The organism is Chromobacterium indicum, from assembly GCF_039708975.1.
GTDB lineage: Bacteria > Pseudomonadota > Gammaproteobacteria > Burkholderiales > Chromobacteriaceae > Chromobacterium > Chromobacterium piscinae.
Genome location: NZ_JAYFSJ010000006.1, coordinates 1 through 22,336 on the forward strand (window position 1 = coordinate 1; position 22,336 = coordinate 22,336).

Annotated in this window: 18 protein-coding genes; 5 read left to right on the forward strand and 13 right to left on the reverse strand. The window is 59.9% G+C overall.

All coding sequences use genetic code 11. The features are described 5' to 3' along the window. Positions 1-17: 17 nt before the first annotated feature. Positions 18-548 carry a DUF3304 domain-containing protein gene (locus VA599_RS09450; protein WP_346788380.1) on the forward strand — a complete coding sequence of 177 codons (531 nt, stop codon included), beginning with the start codon at positions 18-20 and terminating at the stop codon, positions 546-548. Then, positions 545-2,686, forward strand: a complete 2,142-nt coding sequence (locus tag VA599_RS09455) for a phospholipase effector Tle1 domain-containing protein (protein WP_346788381.1) — start codon at positions 545-547, stop codon at positions 2,684-2,686. The genes VA599_RS09450 and VA599_RS09455 overlap by 4 nt, the downstream gene beginning before the upstream one ends. A 335-nt stretch (positions 2,687-3,021) precedes the next feature. Here VA599_RS09455 and VA599_RS09460 read toward each other — a convergent pair whose 3' ends face one another. The 4 genes from VA599_RS09460 to VA599_RS09475 all read right to left on the reverse strand — a co-directional run bounded on the left by VA599_RS09460 (position 3,022) and on the right by VA599_RS09475 (position 6,758). Continuing rightward, positions 3,022-3,483: a hypothetical protein gene (locus tag VA599_RS09460; protein WP_346788382.1), complete on the reverse strand. Its 462-nt coding sequence runs from the start codon at positions 3,481-3,483 to the stop codon at positions 3,022-3,024. Between the two features lie 96 nt (positions 3,484-3,579). Continuing rightward, positions 3,580-4,470: a DMT family transporter gene (locus tag VA599_RS09465; RefSeq protein ID WP_346788383.1), complete on the reverse strand. Its 891-nt coding sequence runs from the start codon at positions 4,468-4,470 to the stop codon at positions 3,580-3,582. Position 4,471: 1 nt separating this feature from the next. After that, the gene (locus tag VA599_RS09470; RefSeq protein ID WP_346788384.1) at positions 4,472-5,212 is read right to left on the reverse strand and encodes a PAS domain-containing protein; all 741 of its coding nucleotides are present in this window, start codon (positions 5,210-5,212) and stop codon (positions 4,472-4,474) included. A gap of 577 nt (positions 5,213-5,789) precedes the next feature. After that, positions 5,790-6,758 carry an NAD-dependent epimerase/dehydratase family protein gene (locus VA599_RS09475; RefSeq protein ID WP_346788385.1) on the reverse strand — a complete coding sequence of 323 codons (969 nt, stop codon included), beginning with the start codon at positions 6,756-6,758 and terminating at the stop codon, positions 5,790-5,792. A 96-nt stretch (positions 6,759-6,854) separates the two neighbouring features. Here VA599_RS09475 and VA599_RS09480 point away from each other — a divergent pair, with 96 nt between their 5' ends. Beyond that, entirely contained in the window at positions 6,855-7,769 is a 915-nt protein-coding gene (locus VA599_RS09480) for a LysR family transcriptional regulator (protein WP_346788386.1), read from the forward strand. A gap of 68 nt (positions 7,770-7,837) precedes the next feature. Here VA599_RS09480 and VA599_RS09485 read toward each other — a convergent pair whose 3' ends face one another. From VA599_RS09485 to VA599_RS09500, 4 genes are all read right to left on the reverse strand, one after another. Next, on the reverse strand, positions 7,838-9,496 hold the full coding sequence (locus tag VA599_RS09485) for an ArnT family glycosyltransferase (protein ID WP_021478682.1): 1,659 nt from the start codon (positions 9,494-9,496) through the stop codon (positions 7,838-7,840). Between the two features lie 115 nt (positions 9,497-9,611). Next, positions 9,612-9,827 (reverse strand): 50S ribosomal protein L31, encoded by a 216-nt coding sequence (gene rpmE, locus VA599_RS09490; RefSeq protein WP_021478681.1) that lies wholly within the window; start codon positions 9,825-9,827, stop codon positions 9,612-9,614. 108 nt (positions 9,828-9,935) lie between these two features. Beyond that, on the reverse strand, positions 9,936-11,309 hold the full coding sequence (cysS, locus tag VA599_RS09495) for a cysteine--tRNA ligase (protein ID WP_346788387.1): 1,374 nt from the start codon (positions 11,307-11,309) through the stop codon (positions 9,936-9,938). Positions 11,310-11,464: 155 nt separating this feature from the next. Then, a complete protein-coding gene (locus tag VA599_RS09500) occupies positions 11,465-12,682 on the reverse strand; it encodes a 6-phosphofructokinase (protein ID WP_346788388.1) in 1,218 nt (405 codons plus the stop codon). Between the two features lie 282 nt (positions 12,683-12,964). Here VA599_RS09500 and VA599_RS09505 point away from each other — a divergent pair, with 282 nt between their 5' ends. Further along, a complete protein-coding gene (locus tag VA599_RS09505; protein WP_346788389.1) occupies positions 12,965-13,813 on the forward strand; it encodes a hypothetical protein in 849 nt (282 codons plus the stop codon). Between the two features lie 80 nt (positions 13,814-13,893). Here VA599_RS09505 and ushA read toward each other — a convergent pair whose 3' ends face one another. From ushA to kdoO, 5 genes are all read right to left on the reverse strand, one after another. Then, positions 13,894-15,540 (reverse strand): bifunctional UDP-sugar hydrolase/5'-nucleotidase UshA, encoded by a 1,647-nt coding sequence (gene ushA / locus VA599_RS09510; protein ID WP_346788390.1) that lies wholly within the window; start codon positions 15,538-15,540, stop codon positions 13,894-13,896. Between the two features lie 86 nt (positions 15,541-15,626). Continuing rightward, the gene (locus tag VA599_RS09515; RefSeq protein ID WP_346788391.1) at positions 15,627-17,309 is read right to left on the reverse strand and encodes a glutamine--tRNA ligase/YqeY domain fusion protein; all 1,683 of its coding nucleotides are present in this window, start codon (positions 17,307-17,309) and stop codon (positions 15,627-15,629) included. Positions 17,310-17,421: 112 nt separating this feature from the next. Further along, the gene (locus VA599_RS09520; protein WP_346788392.1) at positions 17,422-18,021 is read right to left on the reverse strand and encodes a class I SAM-dependent methyltransferase; all 600 of its coding nucleotides are present in this window, start codon (positions 18,019-18,021) and stop codon (positions 17,422-17,424) included. Next, positions 18,008-18,715: a GNAT family N-acetyltransferase gene (locus VA599_RS09525; RefSeq protein ID WP_021478674.1), complete on the reverse strand. Its 708-nt coding sequence runs from the start codon at positions 18,713-18,715 to the stop codon at positions 18,008-18,010. Before VA599_RS09525 ends, VA599_RS09520 begins: the two co-directional genes overlap by 14 nt. A 140-nt stretch (positions 18,716-18,855) precedes the next feature. Next, positions 18,856-19,707, reverse strand: a complete 852-nt coding sequence (gene kdoO / locus VA599_RS09530) for a Kdo hydroxylase KdoO (RefSeq protein WP_346788393.1) — start codon at positions 19,705-19,707, stop codon at positions 18,856-18,858. A gap of 270 nt (positions 19,708-19,977) precedes the next feature. Between kdoO and VA599_RS09535 the strand changes: the two genes are divergently transcribed. Continuing rightward, a complete protein-coding gene (locus VA599_RS09535) occupies positions 19,978-22,230 on the forward strand; it encodes a YgiQ family radical SAM protein (RefSeq protein WP_346788394.1) in 2,253 nt (750 codons plus the stop codon). Positions 22,231-22,336: the final 106 nt, after the last annotated feature.

The following is a 22,336-nucleotide window of genomic DNA, read 5'->3' on the forward strand; positions in this document are numbered from 1 at the left end:
ATTGAACAGACAAGAAAATGCGCATTCTATTCATACTATCCCTTATAGCCATACTAGCTGGATGCAAAGACGAAATGCTTGCTGTTCCGGTCGGTGCATATAACTATACAAACCACGATATTAGTATGGTGTGGGCTGATGGGCATTGGGTAGGTGGCCCAAGAGTAAATGGCGGGGGTGGAATTGCAGGATCAATTACCTTGCCAAGAAAGTACACGCCAGGAACTTCCGTAAAACTTGAATGGGAGAGGGGCGTTTGCATCCATGACACTCCAGAGTGTGAAAAAAGAGATGCCAGCGGTGGATTTATTCTAACAACTAAAAGCAAGACAGTAGTCGTTCCCCCATATGATGGGGAGACGATGGCAGAGGTACAGGTTGTTTTATTGCCAAACGATGATGCACGAATTTACGTTGGAAATATTTCTCTCCTCCATAAGGAGCATCCATCCCATAAAGAATTTGGCTCACTTATAGAAGATGGCCCAAGGCCGCTTGAGGGGATATGGCCACCCAATAACAGCAAGCCAAAGGATGCATCGAAATGAGTGTACAAAATGCTAGCTGCCCGGCACCTGAAAAAGAAAGCACCGCACAAAAAGCTGCGCGCTTTCAAACCAAAGCTGAGCTTGGCAACAATGCCAATAAAAAAATTGAACCAAGCTGCAAGACTAACATATGGTCAAGCTTCTTTTTCGATGGAACAAATAACAATCGTGATAGAGATTTAGTAGAAGCGGAAAAAAGTGGGAAACCACGATATCGGTGTGATCATTCAAATATTGTATCAATATACGACACAGCGATAGACGATCCAAAAATACACCACCACACCCATTACATGCAGGGTGTAGGAACTATCTTCAAAGATATTGGTGAAAATGAGCCGTTAGACTCTGGTTTATCCATGGCTGCCGGCGGCCAAGCAAGATTAAGTTATGCATACTATCAGTTATGCAATGACATAAGCGCTTCCTTTAATGGAAAGCTTATATTCACTGCCAGTGATTTAAAAAAAGAGCTAAGAGTATCTAAAGATAGAAATCCTAATCCTAGATTCCCTGACCTCTCCTCACTTGATGCAGTTCAAAAAAAACTAGCACTCAACATAGGGAATAATAAAAACACCCCTAAAATAGAAATCATCAATATTGCCGTATTTGGATTCTCACGCGGTGCAGCATTAGCAAGGGTATTTTGCCGTTGGTTAGAATTATCTTGCAAACGCCAAGGTGATATTTGGCTATTTGCCGGCTGCGTCCCGATTCGTCTTTATTTCTTAGGGATATTTGACACAGTTGCATCCGTCGGCATGGCACACTCAACGCCAGGCATAGGCAGATCGCCCGGCCGCTCGGCAAATGGTGTCGTAGATGGACAAAATAGTTGGGCAACGCCTGACATGCTAAAAGTAACCAGCTTCACAAAACAATGCCGCCATTATGTGGCCTCTCATGAAGTGCGTTACTCCTTCCCGTTAACCAGCATTCGGCATGAAGATGGCAGCATGCCTTTGAATGCAGTTGAAGTTGTTTACCCCGGCTCGCACTCTGACGTAGGTGGTGGCTATGGCCCTGGCGATCAAGGGAAGGCCGTAGGCCATAGACGAAAGCTTCTAAGTCAAATAGCTTTGCTCAATATGTATAACGACGCAAGAGCTGCAGGCGTTCCCCTTCGCTCTCTTTCAGCCCTAAAAAGAGACCCTGCCGCACAAGACTTTGAAATAGACCCACTTCTCATTAAACGTTTTAATGCCTATATGGCATGGGCCAGCGCAGGCGGCCGCATTGTAGAAGATGCACTATATGCCCATTTGAAAAAATATTGGCATTGGCGCATTGCTACCAGCGCGCAGTTTATGCAGCAAGATTGCATTCAACAGCTTAGCAAAGGCAGCACGCTGCGCAGCTCGCGTTCCGACAAACAAGATTTAGAGGACATGCGCGCTAGCGAAAAAGATTGGCAAGGCGACTTATCCAGAGCACGCATAGTACAAAGCGACGTTAATGAAGCTGCTGAGCTATTGCGGCTGCAATCTGAAGAGGCCAAGAAACCCGTCCCAAAGGATGTTCATGATTTCTTTGATCAACATCTTCACGACTCTCATGCCTCATTTTATATGATCGGCCCGACAACGGCATGGCAGCGACAACAACGCATCGCAGATGCAAGGTATAAGAGCAAGAGCGTAATATATAATCCCGCCACCGGCCTAACGCCAAAGAAGCTTAGCCCATTCGAACAGAAGTTAGTAAAGTGCGCGCCAGGTGACTCATCCGATCCCAATAAAATCGATAGCTCAAATTATCCCGTAGTGACGGATAGTGATTATTCCGATCTTGTCAAAGGGGATGGCGGCCCAGGTAGGTTTGCATCTGTAATGACGAATACCCGCCGTGAAGTCGGCGGACATGCCCATCAGCGCGCAACATTCGTCGGCAGCGACGAACGGTATGCCAAAACCACCAGTGCAATCGATTTTCTTGCACGCGACACACTAAAAGCCCGCCAAGATCAGCTAGCTTACGACTACAAAGAGCAAGTTAGGATGCGCAATCTTGCATTTGAAAACCAGAAAGCCATTCTGAAAGGTCAAGGTCTGCCGACAGACAAACTAGAGCAGGTTCATAAGCAGGATATGTTCCAGCTTGGCGTAAAATTCCGTGATCAACTCCAAAGCCTTTAAGTTTGTCCTAACACCGAGCAGCAACAGAAAAATCATGTGTTATAAAACAGTATCACTACTGCCTTTATTCCGTTGCTACACAAGCCCAACAGGTGTATGTTAGTAGCATGCCTCCACTTAATAAGTGAGGAAAAAAAAGGCCGCAAAAGCGGCCCAAAGGGGTAGATGCCTAAGTTAAAGCTCGTACAACTATAAAGCCTATAAAAACAGCCACATGATTGTGGCTGTTTTCTTTACAGCTCCCCATTTACTTCTACCACTACGCCCTCTTCCTTCTTACAACATCACTTCTTCCTCCAAAACGGCTTATCACTTCTTTACACACGACCCATAACTTACATCAACCACTTTGAACCAAACTCAGAGCCTTGGAGCTGAAAAGGCAAGTCCAAATCATCATCATTCGGCCAGCCAGGCGGATAGACAGGGTAAGTAAGCCAGAAACTTAGAGAGTCGCCATCAGGGGTCAAACTCCATTGATAAATGCCGCTTCCCGAGAAATAACAAACAGGCTGGCCATGTAGCGTGCCAATGATCTGTAAACGTTGATAGAAATTAGGCGCAGACAACATCTCTAAGGGCGAGATGTTTTCTATAAAGGTCAAATGACGAACTCGCCTTTCAATGGAATCAAAGGCTGTAAAGGAAAGTTCTGGAGAATGTGGAATTCCACTTTGTGCGAGTGCATGTAGCTGCTCCCACTCCAATGGATTTAGATGATCTTGGATGTGATTTGCTACAATCTGGCAAAATTCTGGCTGGAAATTTTCCAACGATAATTGTTCCGCATTAGCCATATTCAAACTCCAACAAATCAAAGTTTTAATATGGCTATTGTAGTTCCCCCCTCTGTATTAAAAAGGGGGGAAAACCACCTTACCAGCACAATAAAGCTATGTTACCATTGCAGGTTTTTTCTTTTCGCCTAATGTACTCAGGCTTTGAGCGCTTGCATTAATCACGATGCCCGCGACAACGACGAGAGAAAACAAAACCCTCTCCGCTGTGATTGCCTCACCTAGTACAATATGAGAGAAGAGTAACGCAAATCCAGGTACGAGTAAATAGCTAGGCGCACTCAAAACTAGCTGATTTTGACTTAACAACAAAGTCCAAAGGCCATAGCCAATCAATGTTGTCACATACCCTTGAAATGCAATAGCTAACCAAGCCTGCTGGTCAATCATGCCGATCGTGGATAAGATAGATTTTCCACTGGCAAGATTAATCGCAAATAACAAAACGGCAGAAACCAAACTTCCCCAAGACACAAATGCTAGCGGACGTTCAGTTCTAGAGAGCCTGACGGACAGATTAGCAAAGGTCCAGCTAAATGCTGAGCCCAGTACAAAAGCGATACCGGCAACATTGATCCCCCCTTCTTTAATCTTAGAAATGGAATAGATGCCAAACATCGCAATCAAACAGCCAACAACATTGAACTTGTTCCACCTCTCTTTCAATATCAGGATCCCCCCGGCCGCTGTAAATAATGAACCCGCCTGCATGATCACGGATGAAATGCCGGCATCAATACCTGTCTTAAGACCTTTGAAGAACAGGAATAAGCCTAAAGCGAACGCTACCCCATAGAGAAAAACATAAAGGAATTCATCTTTCTTGAGCCGTAAGAATAGGCATGCAGGCAGTGCTGCAAAAGCTACACGAAGCATGGCCGTTTCGACGGGATCAATACGGATGGAGCTGATCTTTGCGGCAACATAGTTAAAACCAAAGATGCCAGTAGAAAGAAGTACAATAAGTATGGTTTTACTGGGCTTCATATTATTCAACCAACAGATTATAAGTCATGTGCTCTTTGAAAATCGCACGCGAAAGAAGAGACTGATAGCCCATCTTCCTTGCCACATCAATCAAGTTCTGTTGATTCAAAGCACCAAATTTATCTTTTAGTGACTCCACCCTATTTTCAATAGTACGAGTGGTAAGATCAAAAAGCCCAGCAATTCTCTTAACTGGTACACCACGCAACAAAAGACATAGAACAGATAATTCGCTCTCATTCAGAGGAATCTTTATCTCTTTTTGCTCTTGAAGTTGGTTAAATGAAGCCGCAACCAACTTTTCAAATTTAACCATGGGCTCAATGCCACATAATATTTCACTCCAGAATGTGGTATCGCAGGTCAAATCTTCACCAGCAAATAGAATTATCTGGTCTTTATCATTTATCAGAGCAGGGAACTTGCGGAATTTATAGGCTCTTGGATCACCGCTGCGATGTGGATGAATACTGCCCATAATAATCCTCTTCTTTTTGTGCAATACAATCTGGTCTTGCTCAAAAAGTAATTTTGACAATACAGAAATACCGTTAGGCATATTTTCTGATTTTCGACCTACAATGTCGTCACGCGAAATTCCGTGAAAATCCGCATAGCTTTCATTGACATATAGAAAATTGTGATGTAGGTCTTTAGCTCCTGCCATTTGACCTATGCTCTCCAATTGGTCAATAAAGGTTTCTAGCTCTAAAAAATTTCTGAACGAGTAGGGAGGGTGCATGGCTAACTCCACTTATTTGAAATATCAAAGTTAAAACAAACCAATTGCATACATTATGCATGTTCAATTTGCCACATTCACACGGGGAAGGCAATTTGACCATCAGCACAGTTAGCGACCTCACTCCAAAAATCTGTCGACGTTTCACAAGAACTGGTATAAAGAACAGGTTGAATTTGTACAAACCTTTGCAAACCATCAACAATGTTTGAAACAGATGCCAAGACATTCATTGCAAAAGCAATATAAACATCTCGCGCAAACTCACTCGAAATCATTGCAAGCACACATTGCCCATGCGATTAAATACATCTATATATTAATTTCATGCGTACAAAATCCTGCACAGATTACCAAATAAATCATTCAAAGACCCAGATTAAATCCAGACGACACAGGCAATATAATGAGCACCAGAGGGCGCGGCTTTATCAGCAATAATTAAAAATTATCACGTTATTCGATCGTTATCAGGTCATTGACTACTGGACAAGCCGATTGTCCTGTGCAAAAGATGTCTCTTGCTTCTCCAAAAGGAAGCGGCACCTGTCATCGCAGGCGCCACCTCGTCGAGCAATCACTCCGGCAGGCACCCCAAACCCTTCAGCGTCGCCTCCACCGCCTCGTCCAACGGCGTCACCCATTCCCGACCCAACGCGCCGAGCAGCTTGCCGTTGTCCATCCGCACCGGCTTGCGCCATAGGTAGCGCATTTCCATCATTTCCCGCAGCGTGACGTTGAATGGCGCGATCAGCCGGATCAGCCACCAGGGGAAGGCATCCACCTTGGCGTTGACGCCGTGCTTTCGCAGCGCGCGGCGGATGGCCTGCGCTATCTGGGTGCCCTCCGCGTCCCAATAGCCGCCCAGATGGAAAGTGGCAAACGGCTCCAGCGATTCGCGCCGCTCCAGCAGCGCGACGATGTTGCGCGCCACGTCCGGCAGGTATGACCATTGGTGGCCGATGCCCGGCATGGCCGGATTCTGGATCCGGCGGGTGATCTTGCCTGGCTGGATCAGGCCTTGCGAGAACCAGTTATTGCCGGCCTTGGGGCCGAAAAAGTCGCCGGCGCGCACGATCAGCGCCCTGCCGCCGCCGGCCGCATAAGCGCGCAGGCGAGTCTCCATCTCCACCCGGATGGCGCCCTTGCGCGTCAGCGGGCGCTGCGGCGAATCCTCCCTTAGGATGGGGAAGGCGTCCGGCCCGTAGTTGTACACCGTGCCCGGCAGCACGATGGCGGCGCCCTCCCGCTTCGCCGCGGCGATGGTGCTGTCCAGCATCGGCAGCACCAGCTCGGCCCAGCGCTTGTAGCCGGGAGGGTTCACCGCATGGACGATCACCGCGCAGCCCTCGGCCGCCTTCGCCACATCGTCCGGCCGCATCGCGTCGCCCCGGATCCAGGCGATGCCATCGCGCGTCTGGACCGGCTGCTCCAGGCTGCGCACCAGGCCGCGCACCTCCCACCCCGCGTCGCGCAATTGGCGCGCCACCTCTCCGCCTATGCCGCCAGCCGCTCCCACCACCAGCGCCGTTTGTCGCGTCGTCATGATCTTGCTCCTTGGTTTGTCTTGGTGGAGTCATCTTATGGCGGCGCGGAACAATACGGAATTGACTAAAACAGCATACATTCCATACATTTACGTATGGATTCCACGATAGATTGGCAGCTGTACCGTTCCTTCCTCGCCGTGCTGCGGGAAGGATCGCTATCCGCGGCGGCGCGCGCGCTGGGCCAGGCCCAGCCCACCCTCGGCCGCCATATCGACGCGCTGGAGGCCGCGCTGGGCATCCCGCTGTTCACCCGCTCCCAGGGCGGGCTGCTGCCGACAGACGCGGCCCGGGCGCTGCGCCCGCATGCGGAGGCGATGTCCAGCCACGCGGCGGCGCTGGAGCGCATGGCCTCCAGCCAGGGGGATGCGCCGCGCGGCGTGGTGAGGATCACCTCCAGCGAGGTGGTGGGCGTGGAGGTGCTGCCGCCGATGCTGGCCGAGCTGCGCCGCCGCCATCCGGCGGTCACGATAGAGCTGGCGCTGAGCAACCGCGCGCAGGACCTGCTGCAACGAGAGGCGGACATCGCCGTGCGCATGCTGGCGCCGCAGCAGGCGCAGTTGATCGCCCGCCCGGTGGGCGCCATCGAGATCGGCTTGTTCGCCGCGCCAGCGTATCTGGCCGAGCATGGCGAGCCCGCTTCCGTGGATGATCTGAACAAGCACAGCCTGATCGGTTTCGATCAGCCCAGCGCCTTCCAGCGGGAGGCCGCCAAGAGGATGTCCGGCATGGCGCGGGAAAAATTCGCCTTGCGCAGCGACAGCGACCTGGCCCAGCTGGCGCTGTTGCGGGCCGGCGCCGGCCTCGGCTTCTGCCAGCTGCCGCTGGCTCGGCGCGACGGGTTGCGGCGCATTCTGCCCGAGCATTACGCGCTGCGCCTGGATACCTGGATCACCATGCATGAGGACCTGCGCCACAATCGCGCCTGCAAGGCCGTGTTCGACGCGCTGGTGGAGGGCATGCAGCACTACGCCGGCCACCGCCCGCCGGATCGGCCTAAATCAGGATAGCGCCCAGCTTCCATGAAAAAAGCCGCCCCGGCATGCGTCCGGAGCGGCTTTCACTTCAATGGCAGCGCTTATTTGGGCGATTTCGGCGGCGGCAGGCGCTGCAGCAGCGCGAAGGTCATGTTCTGCTCGCGCGGGCGATTCCCCGTCCACAACACCTGCCAGCCGGGCTCGGCCACGCCCTCCTCGCTGCTGCGCACCACCAGCCAGTAGTCGCACGGCGGCGTCTCCCCAGCTGGGAAGGACAGCAGGTCGATGCCGGCGTAGTAGCGCCAGCTTATCATGGCCAGGCTGTTGCGGTTTTCCGTGGCGATGCAGGTGGCGGTGGCCGGCAGCTTGCGCAGCATGCTGTCCACCACCGGACGGTAGCTCTTGGCGGCGTCGAACCAGGGCAGCCACAAGGTCATCCCCAGGCCCCACAGCAGCGTCAGGCCGGCCGCCCAGTTGGTGATCGCCTGGCGGCCCCGCAGGTGCGGCCGGGTCAGCGCCCACAGCCACACCAGGGTGGCGATCAGGCCGCCGGCCGCCTGCAGCCAGGACACGTGCGGATGGTAAAAGGGGCTGAAATACTGCGCGCGCCCAGCCAGGCCCTCCGGCCAGCCATAGTTCATCGCCGCCCAGCCCAGCCACACCAGCAGGCCGAACAGGCCGAAGGTCATCAGCGCGAACCAATTGAGGAAGGCGGCGGCGCCGCGGCGCAGATTGTCCAGCTCCACCGCGGCCAGCACGGCCAGCGGCAGCAGCAGCGGCATCGCGTCGGTGATGCTGGCGCGATCGGACAGCGTCAGCAGCACCGCGATCATCAACGTGAACAGCAGCGGCAGTTGCAGCTTGGGTGACTGCAGCTGACGGTTGCGGTACAGCGTCCACATCGCCAGCGGCCACGCGGGGAAGGCGAACCACAAGACGTTCAGGCTGTAATAGCCGAAGTCGTGAAACAGCCTGACATGGCGGAAGCCGCTGGAGCCGCCCAGCGCGTAATTGCCCCACCACTCGGCGTACACCGCCGGGTACAGACGCTGCAGCAGCATCGGCCACACCAGGATGGCAGGCAGGGCCAGCAGCAATCCCAGCAGCAGCGTGATCGCGTAATTCTTGCGCCGCCAGCCGCTGAAGGCCGGCAGCATCACCGCCACCAGCCAGATCAGCAGCAGGTCCGCCAGGCTGCCGCCCAGGAAGGTCATCACGCTGGCCGCGCCCAACAGCGCGCCGGCGAGGCCTGGCGAGCGCAGAGTCAGCGACAGCGCGTAGAAGGCGGCGGTAAGGCCGGCGAAACTGGCGACGATGGGGGTCAGCTGGTGCCCGGACTCCACCAGCCCGATGCAGCCTATCAGTATCATCACCACGCTGCGGCCGTGGCGACGGCCTATCAGGTCGCGGCCCGCCATGCCGGCCAGCAGCAGCGACAGCGACATCAGCAGCGGCGTCGCCAGCCGGGCGGCGTCATGCGCGGGCAGCAGCCAGGGCGAGAACAGCTTGATGCAGCCGGCGACCAGCCAGTAATACAAGGGAGGATTGTCTAGATAGGGCGCGCCATTGAGCATGGGCAGCAGCCAGTTGCCGCTGTCCAGCATGCCTTGCGCGATAGCCAGCACGAAGGGTTCGTCCGGCTTCCAGGGATCGTGCCCGAGGATGCCGGGCCACAGCCAGATGAAACACAGCAGCAGCAGCACCCAGGGTTTTTCAGTCGGCTTGGCCAGCGTGCTGGCCTGAGCGGAATAAGTCAGCATCCCGTTGCCACCTTGTTGTTCCTAAGGATCTGATGATTATCCCACGCATGCGGCGCAGGCATGAAAAAAGGCAGCCGCAGGCTGCCTTTTTCGAAGTCCAGATACGGCAACGCGCTTAGCGCTTGAAGAAGCCGCCGAATTTCTGGTTGAACTTGTCCACGCGACCAGCGGTGTCCACGATCTTCTGCTTGCCGGTGTAGAACGGGTGGCAGTTGGAGCACACTTCGATCGAGAAAGCGTCTTTGCCCATGGTGGACTTGGTCACGAACTGGCTGCCGCAGGAGCAGGTAACGGACAGTTCTTTGTAGTTCGGGTGAATATCGGTTTTCATCTCTCTACCTTTCATAACGGGTACAGGGGTTTTGCCTGTACTGCTTGCGAAACATGGCATTATCCGCCGTTTGGCCGCCGTTGACAAGCGCCAGCGGCCTAACCCGGATCAGGCGCGGCGCCAGGTAGTGCCGCCTGCGCCGTCTTCCAGCGCGATGCCCTTGGCGATCAGCTCGTCGCGAATGCGGTCGGACTCGGCCCAATTCTTGGCGGCGCGCGCGTCCTTGCGCGCCTGGATCAGCGCTTCCACCTGTTCCGCCGACAGCTCGCCCTCGCCCGCGCCGCCTTGCAGGAAGGCTTCCGGATCGCGCTCCAGCAGGCCCAACACGCCGCCCAAATCTTTCAGCAGACGAGCCAGCTGCGGATCGCGGCTCTTGTTCACTTCGCCGGCCAGCTCGAACAGCACCGCCACCGCCTCGGACGAGTTGAAATCATCGTCCATCGCCGCCTTGAAGCGGGCGGCGTAGGCATTGTTCCAGTCCAGGCCCGCGGACGCCGGCAACTCGATGCCGCGCAGCGCGGTGTACAGGCGGGTCAGGCCGTGCTTGGCGTCATTGAGGATGCCGTCGGTGTAGTTGACCGGACTGCGGTAGTGGCTGCGCACGATGAAGAAGCGGATCACCTCGCCGTCGAAGTGCTGCAGCACGTCGCGGATGGTGAAGAAGTTGCCCAGGCTCTTGGACATCTTCTCGCCGTCGACATTGATGAAGCCGTTGTGCAGCCAGTAGTTGACGTACTGGTGGCCATGCGCGCCTTCGGATTGGGCGATCTCGTTCTCGTGGTGTGGGAACTGCAGGTCCTCGCCGCCGCCGTGGATGTCGAAATGTTCGCCCAGATGGTGGCAGCTCATCACCGAGCACTCGATGTGCCAGCCCGGACGGCCCTTGCCCCACGGGCTGTCCCAGGACGGCTCGCCCGGCTTGGCGGCTTTCCACAGCACGAAGTCCAGCGGATCGCGCTTGTTCGGGTCCACTTCCACGCGCTCGCCGGCGCGCAGCTTGTCCAGCGTGCGGCCGGACAGCTTGCCGTAGCCTTCGAATTCGCGCACCGCGTAGTAAACGTCGCCGTTGGCGGCCGGATAAGCCTTGCCGTTGGCGATCAGTTGCTCGATCATCGCGACCATGCCGCCTACGTGATGGGTGGCACGCGGCTCGTGCGTCGGCGGCAACAGGCCCAGCGCGGCGGCGTCCTGGCGCATGTCGGCGATGGTTTCCTCCACCAGCTGCTCCGGGGTGATGCCGCGCTCCAGCGCGCGCTTGATGATCTTGTCTTCGATGTCGGTGATGTTGCGCACGTAATCGACTGCGTAGCCGGAGGCCTTCAGCCAGCGGTAGATGACGTCGAAGGCGGCCAGCATGCGCGCGTGGCCGATGTGACAGAGGTCGTAAACGGTCATGCCACAGACGTACATGCTCACTTTGCCGGGTTCGATGGGTTTGAACGCTTCCTTCTGGCGGGTCAGTGTGTTGTACAGGCTCAGCATGATCAAAAAAACCTATGGTTGGTGATTCAAAGGAAAGAGATTGTAACAGAGCGGCGCCGGCTTCTGTCATTCGAGCCGCGACATTACGCGCTGAAATGCGCAAACGGCCGCCGCGCCTCTCGACGCGGCGGCCGTCTCTCGCCATCAATCGCGAATCAGACCCGCGGCCAGGCGATCGGGCGGTAATCCGGCAGGCCGTCCTTGAACGGCGGGATGCGCTCGCCCTCCATCAACGGTTTCACGTAGTCCAGGAAAGCCTGGGTGACGCTGAAGCCGTCGGCGCCGATGAACTCCGGCGGCAGCCGTTTTTCCTTGTCGCCCACCGCCGACAGCGGCACCTCGGCCACGTCCCAACAATAGGGATGGTCGTTGAGACGCTTGATGCCGGCCATCAGCCCGGTTTTGCCGGCCAGCAGCCATTCCACCGCCTTCTCGCCCATCACATAGGCCTGGCGGACGTCGGTGGCCGAAGCCAGATGGCCGCCCGCGCGCTGCAGGTAATCCACCTGGGCTACGTGGGCGGAGATGCCGCGCTCGCGCAGGATCAGTTGGGCCAGCCAGTGGCCGGCGCCGCCCAGTTGCTCATGGCCGTAGGTTTCCGATTTCTTGGCCTCGGCGACGAAGCGGCCGTCCGCGCCGGTAATGCCCTCGGCCACCGCGATCGCGCACTGGCCATGCTTGGCCAGGCTAGCGTCCAGCGCGGCCAGGAAGCGCTCCTGCTCGAACGGCACCTCGGGCAGCAGCAACAGGTGCGGCGCCTCCTGCGGGCTGCGCGAGGACGCGGCGCAGGCGGCGGCCAGCCAGCCGGTGTGGCGGCCCATGGTTTCCATGATGAACACCCTGCCCCAGCCCATGCTGGCCATGTCCAGCCCCACCTCGCGCATCGCGCTGGCCAGGAACTTGGCCGACGAGCCGTAGCCGGGGCTGTTGTCGGTGCCCATCAGATCGTTGTCTATGGTCTTGGGGATGCCGATCACGCCCAGCTTGTAGCCGGTGTGCTTTTCAAAATCCGCCAGCCGCTCGGCGCAGCCCAGCGAGCCGTTGCCGCCGTTGATCAACAGATAGCGGATGTCGTGCTTGGCCAGCACGTCGCGCAGGCGCAGCCAGTCCTCCGGAGCCTCCTCGAACGTGCCTATCATGCGGCGGCTGACGCCGAAGCTGCCGCCCGGCATGAAGGCGAGCTGGGCGATGGCGGTGTCGGACACGCCGTCGGTGTCGCACAGGCGATCATCCAGCAAGCCGGCCAGGCCATCGTAGGCGGCGTACAGGGAAAGCCCCAGGCGGCGCGCGGTTTCAATCGCCCCTTGGGCGGAAGCGTTCAGAACGGCGGTGGGTCCGCCGGATTGCAGATATACAGCTCTTGGCTTGGTCATGATCGCAACCTGGATGAGAAACTGACGGAACAGGCGCAGCCGTCGTCCGGGCCGCGCCGATAACGCCACCACCATACCACTTGGACGAAAGCCGCCTCAAGACCGATGACCGCGGCAAAAAACGCTTCCTTGACCAGCGGCAAACTCGCTCGCCGGCGCGCCGAGGGAAAAGCGCGAAACCATGCCCCGCCCTAACGATCAGTACTTTTTCACGCTCAACGGCGGCAGGATGGCCGCGGCGACCGACACGCCATCCCGATACCCCTTCCCTCAGGAGGCACCATGTCCAAACGACACCCCGCGCTTTTCCCGCGCGCCCTTCACGCCCTGATCCCCGCCGCGGCGCTGGCCATCAGCCTCTCCGGCCACGCAGTCGCCGCCGACAAGTGGACCAGCCCTCAAGACGCGATCGGCCAGCTCTGGTCCGCCCGCATGCCGCTGGGCGCTCGCTGGACGCCGCAGCAGTGCAGCAATTACAACGCATTGCCGGCGGATGTCCGGGCCGTGGTCAGCAATACCGGCTCCGGCCTGGTGGTGCCCCAGGTCAAGCAAGATCGCGCGGTGCTGACCAACGGCCTGAGGCAGATGGCTTCCTCGCTGCTGCAATACCAGTTGGCCACCGTCGCCGCCGGCCAGTTCTATCCCCCGCAAGTGGACGGCCCGTTCCTCATGAACGCCGCCTACTGGGCCGAATATGCCCGCTCGCCGCACGGCAACGAACGCAACCACCTGCCGGCAGTCAACATCGCCGGGCTGAATCTGAATCAATGCCCCAATCTGGCGAATCTGGGACGGCAACCCGCGATGGATCTGCTGAATCGCACCGCCGGCATCAGCAACAGCCTGCGCTGGCATTGCTACGCCAACCGCTTCCGCACGGTAGGCGGCGCGCAGATCCCGCTGACCGGTTACGTGGAACTGACCCAGGCCGAGTACCCCGGCGACAATCAGTACGCCTACGCCGCGTCGGACGGACGCGTCGTCTACGACTACGTCAACAGCCGCGTCTACTACACGGCCGCCCATTACAAGCAATGGAGAAAAAGCGACTTCGCCCCGGACCAGACTGGCGGCTACGGCTGCACCCCGGCAGGCAGCTGCTGCGACCCGTTCTTTGAAATCACTCGCTGAACGCGTCTGCCGCCAATGCGAAACGGGCCGCTCCTTCCACAGGAGCGGCCCGTTTCACCCAAAGCCGCGGCGGCCGAATCTTATTCCCGCGCCACCGCCCCGGCCGGCGCGTAACGCTCGGCCCGGATCGGCGAATGCTTGGCCACGTAGTCCTTGAGCACTTCGGCGTCGACGAAGCCGGTGTTCACATAGCCCGGATGCTCCATCATCTTCGGATAGCCGTCGCCGCCGGAGGCCATGAAGCTGTTGATCGCCACGCGGTAACGCTTGGCCGGAGCCATGGCCTTGCCGGCCACTTCGGCCTGCTGCAGCTCGCCGCCGACGATGCGCAGCTTGACGCCGGCGAACTGGGCGAAGGCGCCTGCGCCCGGCGTCATCCGCGCCGCAGCCTTCAGGTAATCCAATGCCTCGGCCCCGCTCATGTCCACATAGGCCAAAGTGCTGCCAAAGGGGAACACCTTGAGCACGTCCTTGTAGCTGACCACGCCCGCCGGCAGCGAATCGCGGATGCCGCCGGAGTTGATCACCGCGAAGTCGGCCTGGGTTCTGGCCATCATCGCCTCGCCGACGAACACGCCCAGATTGGTGGGTTGGCCGCGCACCACGGAACGGTCGCCCTCCAGCTTGGCCGACAGCTCGCCCACCTTGACGCCCAGCTCGGCCTGGCCCTTGTCCTGGTAGGCCTTGAGGAAGCTGCGCAGCTTGTTGTCTTCCGGAATCAGCTCGGTGTACGGCACCTTCTCGGTTTTGCCGTCGGCGGTCTTCACCGTCTTTTTCAGATTGATCGGAATCAACTGGTATTTGACCAGCTTGAGCTTGCCGTTGCGGAATTCGAAATCGGCGCGGCCGACATATTTGCCCCATTCGTGCGCCTGCACGATCCAGGCGCCGTTCTGGCGGTCCGGCGCGCAGGGCGCGCCCGGCACGTAGGCGTCGTCGCGGACGTTCTCGGCCTTCATGCACACCGGGTTCTGGCTATGGCCGCCGACGATCAAATCCAGCCCCTTCACCGCGCGCGCCATTTCCACGTCGCCCGGCGCGTTGACGCCATGGTTGCCGTCCGCGTAATGGCCCATGTGGGTGGCGGCGATGACGATGTCGGCCTGCTGGCGCAGTTCCGGCACCAGGGCGGCAGCCTCGGCGATCGGGCTCTTGAACTCGATGCCCTTGATCTGGGCCGGGTTCACCATCTTGGCGGTATCGTCGGTAGTCAGGCCCATCACCGCCACCTTGACGCCGCCCAGGTTGAACATGGCGTAGGGATCGAACATCCGCTTGCCGTCCTGGTAGATGTTGGCTGACAGCATCGGGAAGTTGATCCACTTGCGCTGCTGCATCAGCACCGGCACCGGCTTGTCGAACTCGTGGTTGCCCACCGCCATCGCGTCGTAGCCGATGCGGTCCATGCCGCGAAAATCGGGCTCGGCGTTCTGCAGATCGGACTCCGGCACGCCGGTGTTGATGTCGCCGCCGGACAGCAGCAGCATGTAGCCGCCTTCGGCCTTCACCTCGGCGCGCACCTGGTCCACCACCGTCTTCTGCGCGGCGAGGCCGTATTCGCCGTCGCTGTTGGGCCAGAAGCGGCCATGGTGGTCGTTGGTGTGCAGGATGGTGATCTTGTAGACCTTGCCGCTGTCGTAATTGCCCTTGCCCGGCGGCGTGGCGCAGGCGGACAGCAGGCCGGCGGCCAGCAGGGATACAGCGATGGATTTGAGCTCGGTGCGCATTTTTTCTCCTTATGAGCCGGCGTTGCCGCTTGCGCATGCAAAAATGGCGAACCCTGGGGCTCGCCATCCGGCAGTGCTGCGATGATTTACTTCCAGCTGTCCTTCAGACCGACGGTGCGGTTGAACACCGCCTTGTCGCCCTTGCGGTGTTCGTAGCGGTCGGTGACGAAGTAGCCCAGGCGCTCGAACTGGAAGCGCGATTCCGGCACCGCCTGCAGCACCGAGGCCTCCACGAAGGCCGGCACCAGCTTCAGCGATTCCTGGCTGAGGAACTGGCGGAAGTCGACGTACTCGCCATCGTCGCCGCGCACCGCGTCGGGACGCTGCTCGGTGAACAGACGCTCGTACCAGCGCACGTCGGCCTGGATCGCGTGTTCGGCCGACACCCAGTGGATCACGCCCTTGACTTTGCGGCCTTCCGGGTTCTTGCCCAGCGTGTCGTGGTCGATCGAGCACTTCAGCTCCACGATCTCGCCGTTGGCGTCCTTCACCACTTCGTCGCACTTGATCACGTAGGAGTAGCGCAGGCGCACTTCGCCGCCAGCAGTCAGGCGCTGCCATTTCGGCGGCGGCACTTCGGCGAAATCGTCGCGCTCGATCCAGATCTCGCTGGCGATCGGCACGTCGCGCTCGCCGAATTCCGGATGGTGCGGATGGAACGGCGCGCTGCGGCTGGCGGTGACGGCGGCGTCGTAGTTGGTCAGCGTCACTTTCAGCGGATTGACCACGGCCATCACGCGCGGCGAGTCGTTTTCCAGCGTCTCGCGCACCGCGCCTTCCAGAATGGCCATGTCGATGATGTTTTCGCTCTTCGACACGCCGATGCGCTGGGCGAACAGCTTGATGCCGGCCGGGCTGTAGCCGCGGCGGCGCATGCCGGCGATGGTGGGCATGCGCGGGTCGTCCCAGCCGGTGACGGCGCCGTCGTTGACCAGCGCCTGCAGCTTGCGCTTGGAGGTCAGCGCGTACAGCAGCTCCAGGCGGGAGAATTCGATCTGCTGCGGATGGTGGCCGATGCTGATGTTGTCCAGCACCCAGTCGTACAGCGGGCGGTGGTCTTCAAACTCCAGCGAGCACAGCGAGTGCGTGATGCCCTCGATGGCGTCGGAAATGCAGTGGGTGTAGTCGTACATCGGGTAGATGCACCACTTGTCGCCGGTACGGTGGTGGTGCACGCGACGGATGCGGTAGATGGCCGGATCGCGCAGATTGATGTTGCCGGAGGCCATGTCTATCTTCAGGCGCAGCGTCTTGCTGCCGTCCGGGAACTCGCCGTTCTTCATGCGGGTGAACAGATCGAGGTTTTCTTCCGGCGTGCGGTCGCGGTAGGGGCTGTTCTTGCCCGGCTCGGTCAGATTGCCGCGGTATTGGCGCATTTCCTCGGCGGACAGGTCGTCCACGTAAGCTTTGCCGGCTTGGATCAACTCCACTGCGTAGTCGTACAGGCGGTCAAAGTAGTCGGATGCGTAGCGCACCTCGCCGTTCCACTTGAAGCCCAGCCAGGAGATGTCCTGCTTGAACGCCTCGACGAACTCGTCCGATTCCTTCTCCGGATTGGTGTCGTCCATGCGCAGATTGCACTGGCCGTTGTAGTCTTCGGCCAGGCCGAAGTTGATGCAGATCGCCTTGGCGTGGCCGATGTGGGCGAAGCCGTTCGGCTCGGGCGGGAAGCGGGTCACCACCGAGTTGCGGCGGCCGGTGGCCAGATCCTCGTCGATGATGCTGCGAATGAAGTTGTTGACAACCGGCGCGTTGTTTTCCGTGCTCATGTTCTGGCTGTGGGTATGGATAGCGAATCGGCCATTGTAACCGATTTTTCCGCCATTTTCGCCAAGCGGCCGATTCCTCGCGCCGCCCACCGCCCGGACGGAGCCGGCGGACTCAGTCAGACCGCTCCAGCGCCGCCTCCCACAAGGCTTTCGGCAACGCGTATTTGCCGCTGACATGGTGCTCCAGCGACAAAATGCGCCAACCGCCGGCGAACAGCTCGCGCACCGCCCGCTCATTGAAAAACCGCTTGGGCGCGCCGTCCACCAGGTAATAGTCCGGCGCGATTTCAGGATGGCCGCTGGCGCCGTAATGATGGTCGTCGGCCGCGTTCAGCCGGCACAGCAGCTTGCCGCCGGGCGGCAGACACTGGCGGATGCGCTCCGCGATCTCCACCGTTTCATCCCAGGGGAAATAATGCAGCGACAGGCTAGCCACCACCGCGCCCGGCCGAACGCCGTCCAGTGGAAACGGCTGCCGAACATCCCGGCAATGAAACTTGCCGCCGGGCGCGCGGCGAGCTGCGGCGGCAATCGAGTCGGCCGATAGATCGAAGGCGATCAACTCCAGTCCCGCGTCGAGCAGCTCGGCCGAATCCTCGCCCTCGCCGCAGCCTATCTCCAACACCGGCCCCAGCCTGCCCGCCTCCCGCAGCAAAGGCAGCCAGCGCGCCAGCCACGGGTCCCGGCTCTCTGACTGGTCAGGCCGGTTCACGGACCTCGCCCAGAAACTCGGCCAGCGGGCGCCGCTGTTTGCCGGCCGCGTCGAAATTGCCGCTTGCCAGATAAGCGGCATAAGCCGGCCGCAAGGCCTGCCATTCGCCATCCAGCATCGAAAACACGTGGGTGTCGCGGTTGCGGCGCTTGACCACCATGGCCTGGCGCAGGGTGCCCTCGAACTGGAAACCCAGGCGGCGGGCGGCGGCGGCGGAAGCGGCGTTGCGCGAATCGCAGCGCCATTCGCAGCGGCGGTAGCCCAGCTCGAACGCGGCCTTCAGCAGCAGGAACACGGACTCGGTGGCCAACCGGGTGCGTCGCAGCGCCGCCGAAAAATTGACGTGGCCGATCTCGATCGCCCCGTGAGCCTGGACCATCTGCCGATAGCCCAGAAAGCCCAGCGGCTGCTCCGAGTCTTTGGCGCACACGATGTAGAGCGCGGTGTCCGACTGCGCCACGGTCAGCGCCAGCCAGGTCATGAATCCATCTTCATCGGCGAACGGGCCATAGGGAAGATGCTCCCAATGCCCGTCGTCGCCGGTGAACAACCGGAACAATGCCGCGCCATGGCGGGGCGCGTCCAGCGGACGCAGGGACACGGTCTCGCCTTGGATGGCGGCCTCGGGCGCCTTGCCGGCGGAACGCCAGTCGGGCAGAAGCTGGATCGGGGAAAATATCTGCGGAGAGTGCATGCTCAGGCGACCGTTTCTGTTTTTTCCGTGGAAATGGCGGGCCCCGGCGCCGCGAACGCGGCGCCGGGTCGCGAAAACAAGGTCATTTTGCTACAAAACGGCAATCCGCGTTACCCATTTCGAGTCTGACTCGGAAAAACTCATGCCAGAATCCTGCCGGTCAGCCGCTCCAGCTGCCGCAGCGGCGACTTGGCCGGATCGTCCATTTTCTCCAGCGGCAGCCACAGCGTCTGCTCCAGCATGAACTGGCCGGACATCACCGCGTGGGACGCGTGGTCGGAGAAGCAGATCCAGGCGCCGCCCGGCGCGAACGGCACCGTCTGCTGCGGACAATCGCGCTGGTACGCCAGATCGGCCTTCATCGCGTCGTGCAGGTGCAGCATGATGTGGTCGTAGCCGCTGCGCTTGCGCTTGGTGATCTTCAGCGCGGCCAGCAAGGCGGCCGATCCTGGCCATTGGGCCGGCACGCGCGGCAGCATCTTTTTGGCCATATCCTCGAACGGCTCGCCGACGCGCCACACCCGCGGCTCGCCCGCCGGATTGATGTTGCAGAACACGCGCAGGATGCGCTCGCCATAGGTGGGACGGGACGGAAAGGCGTCCACGTGCAGGCGGCTGTCGTCCTTGCGCCAGGAGGTCTTGCGGTCTTCCACCCGCACCAGGCGCAGGCTGGTGGGCGCGGCGCGGGTCTTGCCCTGGTATTCCGGCAGCACGCGGGCCAAGAGGTCGGCCGCCGCCCGCTGGTAGCGGGACACCAGCGCCCGCACCGCCCGCTGCGCGTCGTCTCCGCCCAATACCCCGTGCAGCGCGCCGTTGTCCGGCTCCAGGCTGATGTTCTTGCGCTTGGGGTCGGCGATGGCCGGATTCAACAGCGCCTGCTCGGCGGCATCGAGCGTAAAACCGAAATCCGGCACATGCAGCACCGCGCCCGCTTCCAGCCTGCTCACCAACCCTTGGTCCCCGTCCTTCACTCCGACAATGCGTTCCGCCATGATTTCGTCTCCCATCCCGGCAATATCCAATATTTTACGAGAGGCGCGGGTTTGCCGCGCCGCGCAAACCGGCAAGGGTACACCCAAAGCCGCCGCGCCGGCAGCCCCGCCCCAGGGCAGGCCGGCCAGCGCCTTGATTCGCCTGAGAAATCCCCGCGCGCAAAGCCCCTACCGCCATGCGGGCTATTGGCGAGAATAAACAGTTGTTTATGCTGATTTTTTTACCAGAATGCGGCATAATGGCCGGCTGCCTGAATTCGACGTGAACGCATGACTACTCCGCAAGCCAAACCAATCGATTCCTACCGCAAGTACTGGGCCAGCCGTTTCGGCACCGCCCCGTTCCTGCCGATGACCCGCGCCGAAATGGACGAGCTGGGTTGGGACTCCTGCGACATCATCCTGATCACAGGGGACTGCTACATCGACCATCCGAGCTTCGGCATGGCGCTGGTGGGCCGCTTGCTGGAGGCGCAAGGCTTTCGCGTCGGCATCATCTCCCAGCCCGACTGGCACAGCGCCGACGCGTTCCGCGAACTGGGCAAGCCGAACCTGTTCTTCGGCGTCACCGCCGGCAATATGGATTCGATGATCAACCGCTACACCGCCGACCGCCGCGCGCGCTCCGACGACGCCTACACGCCGAACGCCGAGCCCAACAAGCGGCCGGACCGCGCGGTCACCGTCTACGCCCAGCGCTGCCGCGAGGCCTACCCCGGCGTCGGCGTGATGATAGGCTCCATCGAGGCCAGCCTGCGCCGCATCGCCCACTTCGACTACTGGAGCGACAAGGTGCGCCCGTCGGTGCTGGTCAACTCCAAGGCCGACATCCTGCTGTACGGCAACGCCGAGCGCGCGCTGGTGGAAATCGCCCACCGCGCCGCCAAGGGCGAAAAGCTGTCCGAGATGCGCGACATCCGCGGCACCGCCTTCATCGTGCCGCACGGCTGGCGCCCGGACGATGAATGGCAGGAGATGGATTCCAGCGTGGTGGATATCCCCGGCCGCGTCGACCCGCATCTGAACCCGTATCAGGAAATCCCTGAGCAGGCGGCTGAAGCCACCAAGGGCATCGATCCGTCCAAGCCGCAGGTGATCCGCATCGAATCGCGCGAGGAACGCCTGGCCAAGCGCCGCGCCGAGCGCGCCAAGACCGTGATCCGCATTCCGGCCTACGAAGCCGTCGCCCACGACCCGGTGCTGTACGCCCACGCCAGCCGCACGCTGCATCTGGAATCCAACCCCGGCAATGCCCGCGCGCTGGTGCAGATGCACGGCGAGCGCGACGTGTGGCTGACGCCGCCGCCGATCCCCCTCGTCACCGAGGAAATGGACTTCGTCTACGGCCTGCCCTACGCCCGCAATCCGCACCCGGCCTATGGCGACGCCCACATCCCGGCCTGGGAGATGATCAAGTACTCGGTCAACATCATGCGCGGCTGCTTCGGCGGCTGCACCTTCTGCTCGATCACAGAGCACGAAGGCCGCATCATCCAGAGCCGCTCGGAAGAATCCATCCTGCACGAGATCGAGGAAATCCGCGACAAGACTCCGGGCTTCACCGGCCACATCTCCGACCTGGGCGGCCCGACCGCGAACATGTACCGCCTCTCCTGCAAGGACCCGAAGATCGAGCGTTCCTGTAGAAAGCTGTCCTGCGTGTTCCCGGTCATCTGCGAAAACCTCAACACCGACCACAGCCATCTGATCCAGCTGTACCGCAAGGCGCGCGCGCTGCCGGGCGTGAAGAAGATCAACATCCAGTCCGGCCTGCGCTACGACCTGGCCGTGCGCTCGCCCGAGTACATCAAGGAACTGGTGCAGCACCACGTCGGTGGCTATCTGAAGATCGCCCCGGAGCACACCGAGGACGGCCCGCTGTCCAAAATGATGAAGCCGGGCATGGGCGCCTACGACAAATTCAAGGAACTGTTCGAGCGCTTCAGCCGCCAGGCCGGCAAGGAACAGTACCTGATCCCCTACTTCATCGCCGCCCACCCGGGCACCAGCGACGAGGACATGATGAACCTGGCGCTGTGGCTGAAGAAGAACAACTTCCGCCTGGACCAGGTGCAGACCTTCACCCCGACGCCGATGGCGATGGCCACCACCATGTGGCACACCCGCCGCAATCCGCTGAAGCGTTTGAGCCGCAGCTCGGAAAAGGTGGACGTGGTGCGCGACGGCTACCGCCGCAAGCTGCACAAGGCCTTCCTGCGCTACCACCATCCGGACAACTGGCAGATCATCCACGACGCGCTGATCCAGATGGGCCGCAGCGACCTGATCGGCCACAGCAAGCACTGCCTGATTCCGCCGACGCCGCCGGGCGACAAGGCCGCCGCGGTGCGCCACAAGATGGGCGCGCCGATGAACCGCGGCAAGTCTCCCGGCGCCCGTCAGCCGCAGCAAGGGCAGCGCGCCAAGCCGGCCGCAGCCGTCGGCGCGCGCGGACAGGGTGGCAAGCCGCAAGCTGGCCGCTCGCCGGCCAAACCCGGTGGCAAAACCGGCCGTAGCCGCTGACGCAACACGGAGCCACTCAGCACTCAAACCGGATGGCGCGGCGCGTGAAAACGCGTCGCGCCATTTTCTTATCTTGCTCACTCTGCGCATATAAAAACCCGGCAAG

Excerpts from the sequence above, each read along its gene's own strand:
- VA599_RS09470 (WP_346788384.1), bottom strand. The coding sequence starts at position 5,212 with ATGCACCCTCCCTACTCGTTCAGAAATTTTTTAGAGCTAGAAACCTTT.
- rpmE (WP_021478681.1), bottom strand. The coding sequence starts at position 9,827 with ATGAAAACCGATATTCACCCGAACTACAAAGAACTGTCCGTTACCTGC.
- VA599_RS09475 (WP_346788385.1), bottom strand. The coding sequence starts at position 6,758 with ATGACGACGCGACAAACGGCGCTGGTGGTGGGAGCGGCTGGCGGCATA.
- VA599_RS09535 (WP_346788394.1), top strand. The coding sequence starts at position 19,978 with ATGACTACTCCGCAAGCCAAACCAATCGATTCCTACCGCAAGTACTGG.
- VA599_RS09465 (WP_346788383.1), bottom strand. The coding sequence starts at position 4,470 with ATGAAGCCCAGTAAAACCATACTTATTGTACTTCTTTCTACTGGCATC.
- VA599_RS09485 (WP_021478682.1), bottom strand. The coding sequence starts at position 9,496 with ATGCTGACTTATTCCGCTCAGGCCAGCACGCTGGCCAAGCCGACTGAA.
- VA599_RS09500 (WP_346788388.1), bottom strand. The coding sequence starts at position 12,682 with ATGACCAAGCCAAGAGCTGTATATCTGCAATCCGGCGGACCCACCGCC.
- cysS (WP_346788387.1), bottom strand. The coding sequence starts at position 11,309 with ATGCTGAGCCTGTACAACACACTGACCCGCCAGAAGGAAGCGTTCAAA.
- VA599_RS09450 (WP_346788380.1), top strand. The coding sequence starts at position 18 with ATGCGCATTCTATTCATACTATCCCTTATAGCCATACTAGCTGGATGC.
- VA599_RS09505 (WP_346788389.1), top strand. The coding sequence starts at position 12,965 with ATGTCCAAACGACACCCCGCGCTTTTCCCGCGCGCCCTTCACGCCCTG.
- VA599_RS09455 (WP_346788381.1), top strand. The coding sequence starts at position 545 with ATGAGTGTACAAAATGCTAGCTGCCCGGCACCTGAAAAAGAAAGCACC.
- VA599_RS09515 (WP_346788391.1), bottom strand. The coding sequence starts at position 17,309 with ATGAGCACGGAAAACAACGCGCCGGTTGTCAACAACTTCATTCGCAGC.
- VA599_RS09480 (WP_346788386.1), top strand. The coding sequence starts at position 6,855 with ATGGATTCCACGATAGATTGGCAGCTGTACCGTTCCTTCCTCGCCGTG.
- ushA (WP_346788390.1), bottom strand. The coding sequence starts at position 15,540 with ATGCGCACCGAGCTCAAATCCATCGCTGTATCCCTGCTGGCCGCCGGC.
- VA599_RS09460 (WP_346788382.1), bottom strand. The coding sequence starts at position 3,483 with ATGGCTAATGCGGAACAATTATCGTTGGAAAATTTCCAGCCAGAATTT.
- kdoO (WP_346788393.1), bottom strand. The coding sequence starts at position 19,707 with ATGGCGGAACGCATTGTCGGAGTGAAGGACGGGGACCAAGGGTTGGTG.
- VA599_RS09525 (WP_021478674.1), bottom strand. The coding sequence starts at position 18,715 with ATGCACTCTCCGCAGATATTTTCCCCGATCCAGCTTCTGCCCGACTGG.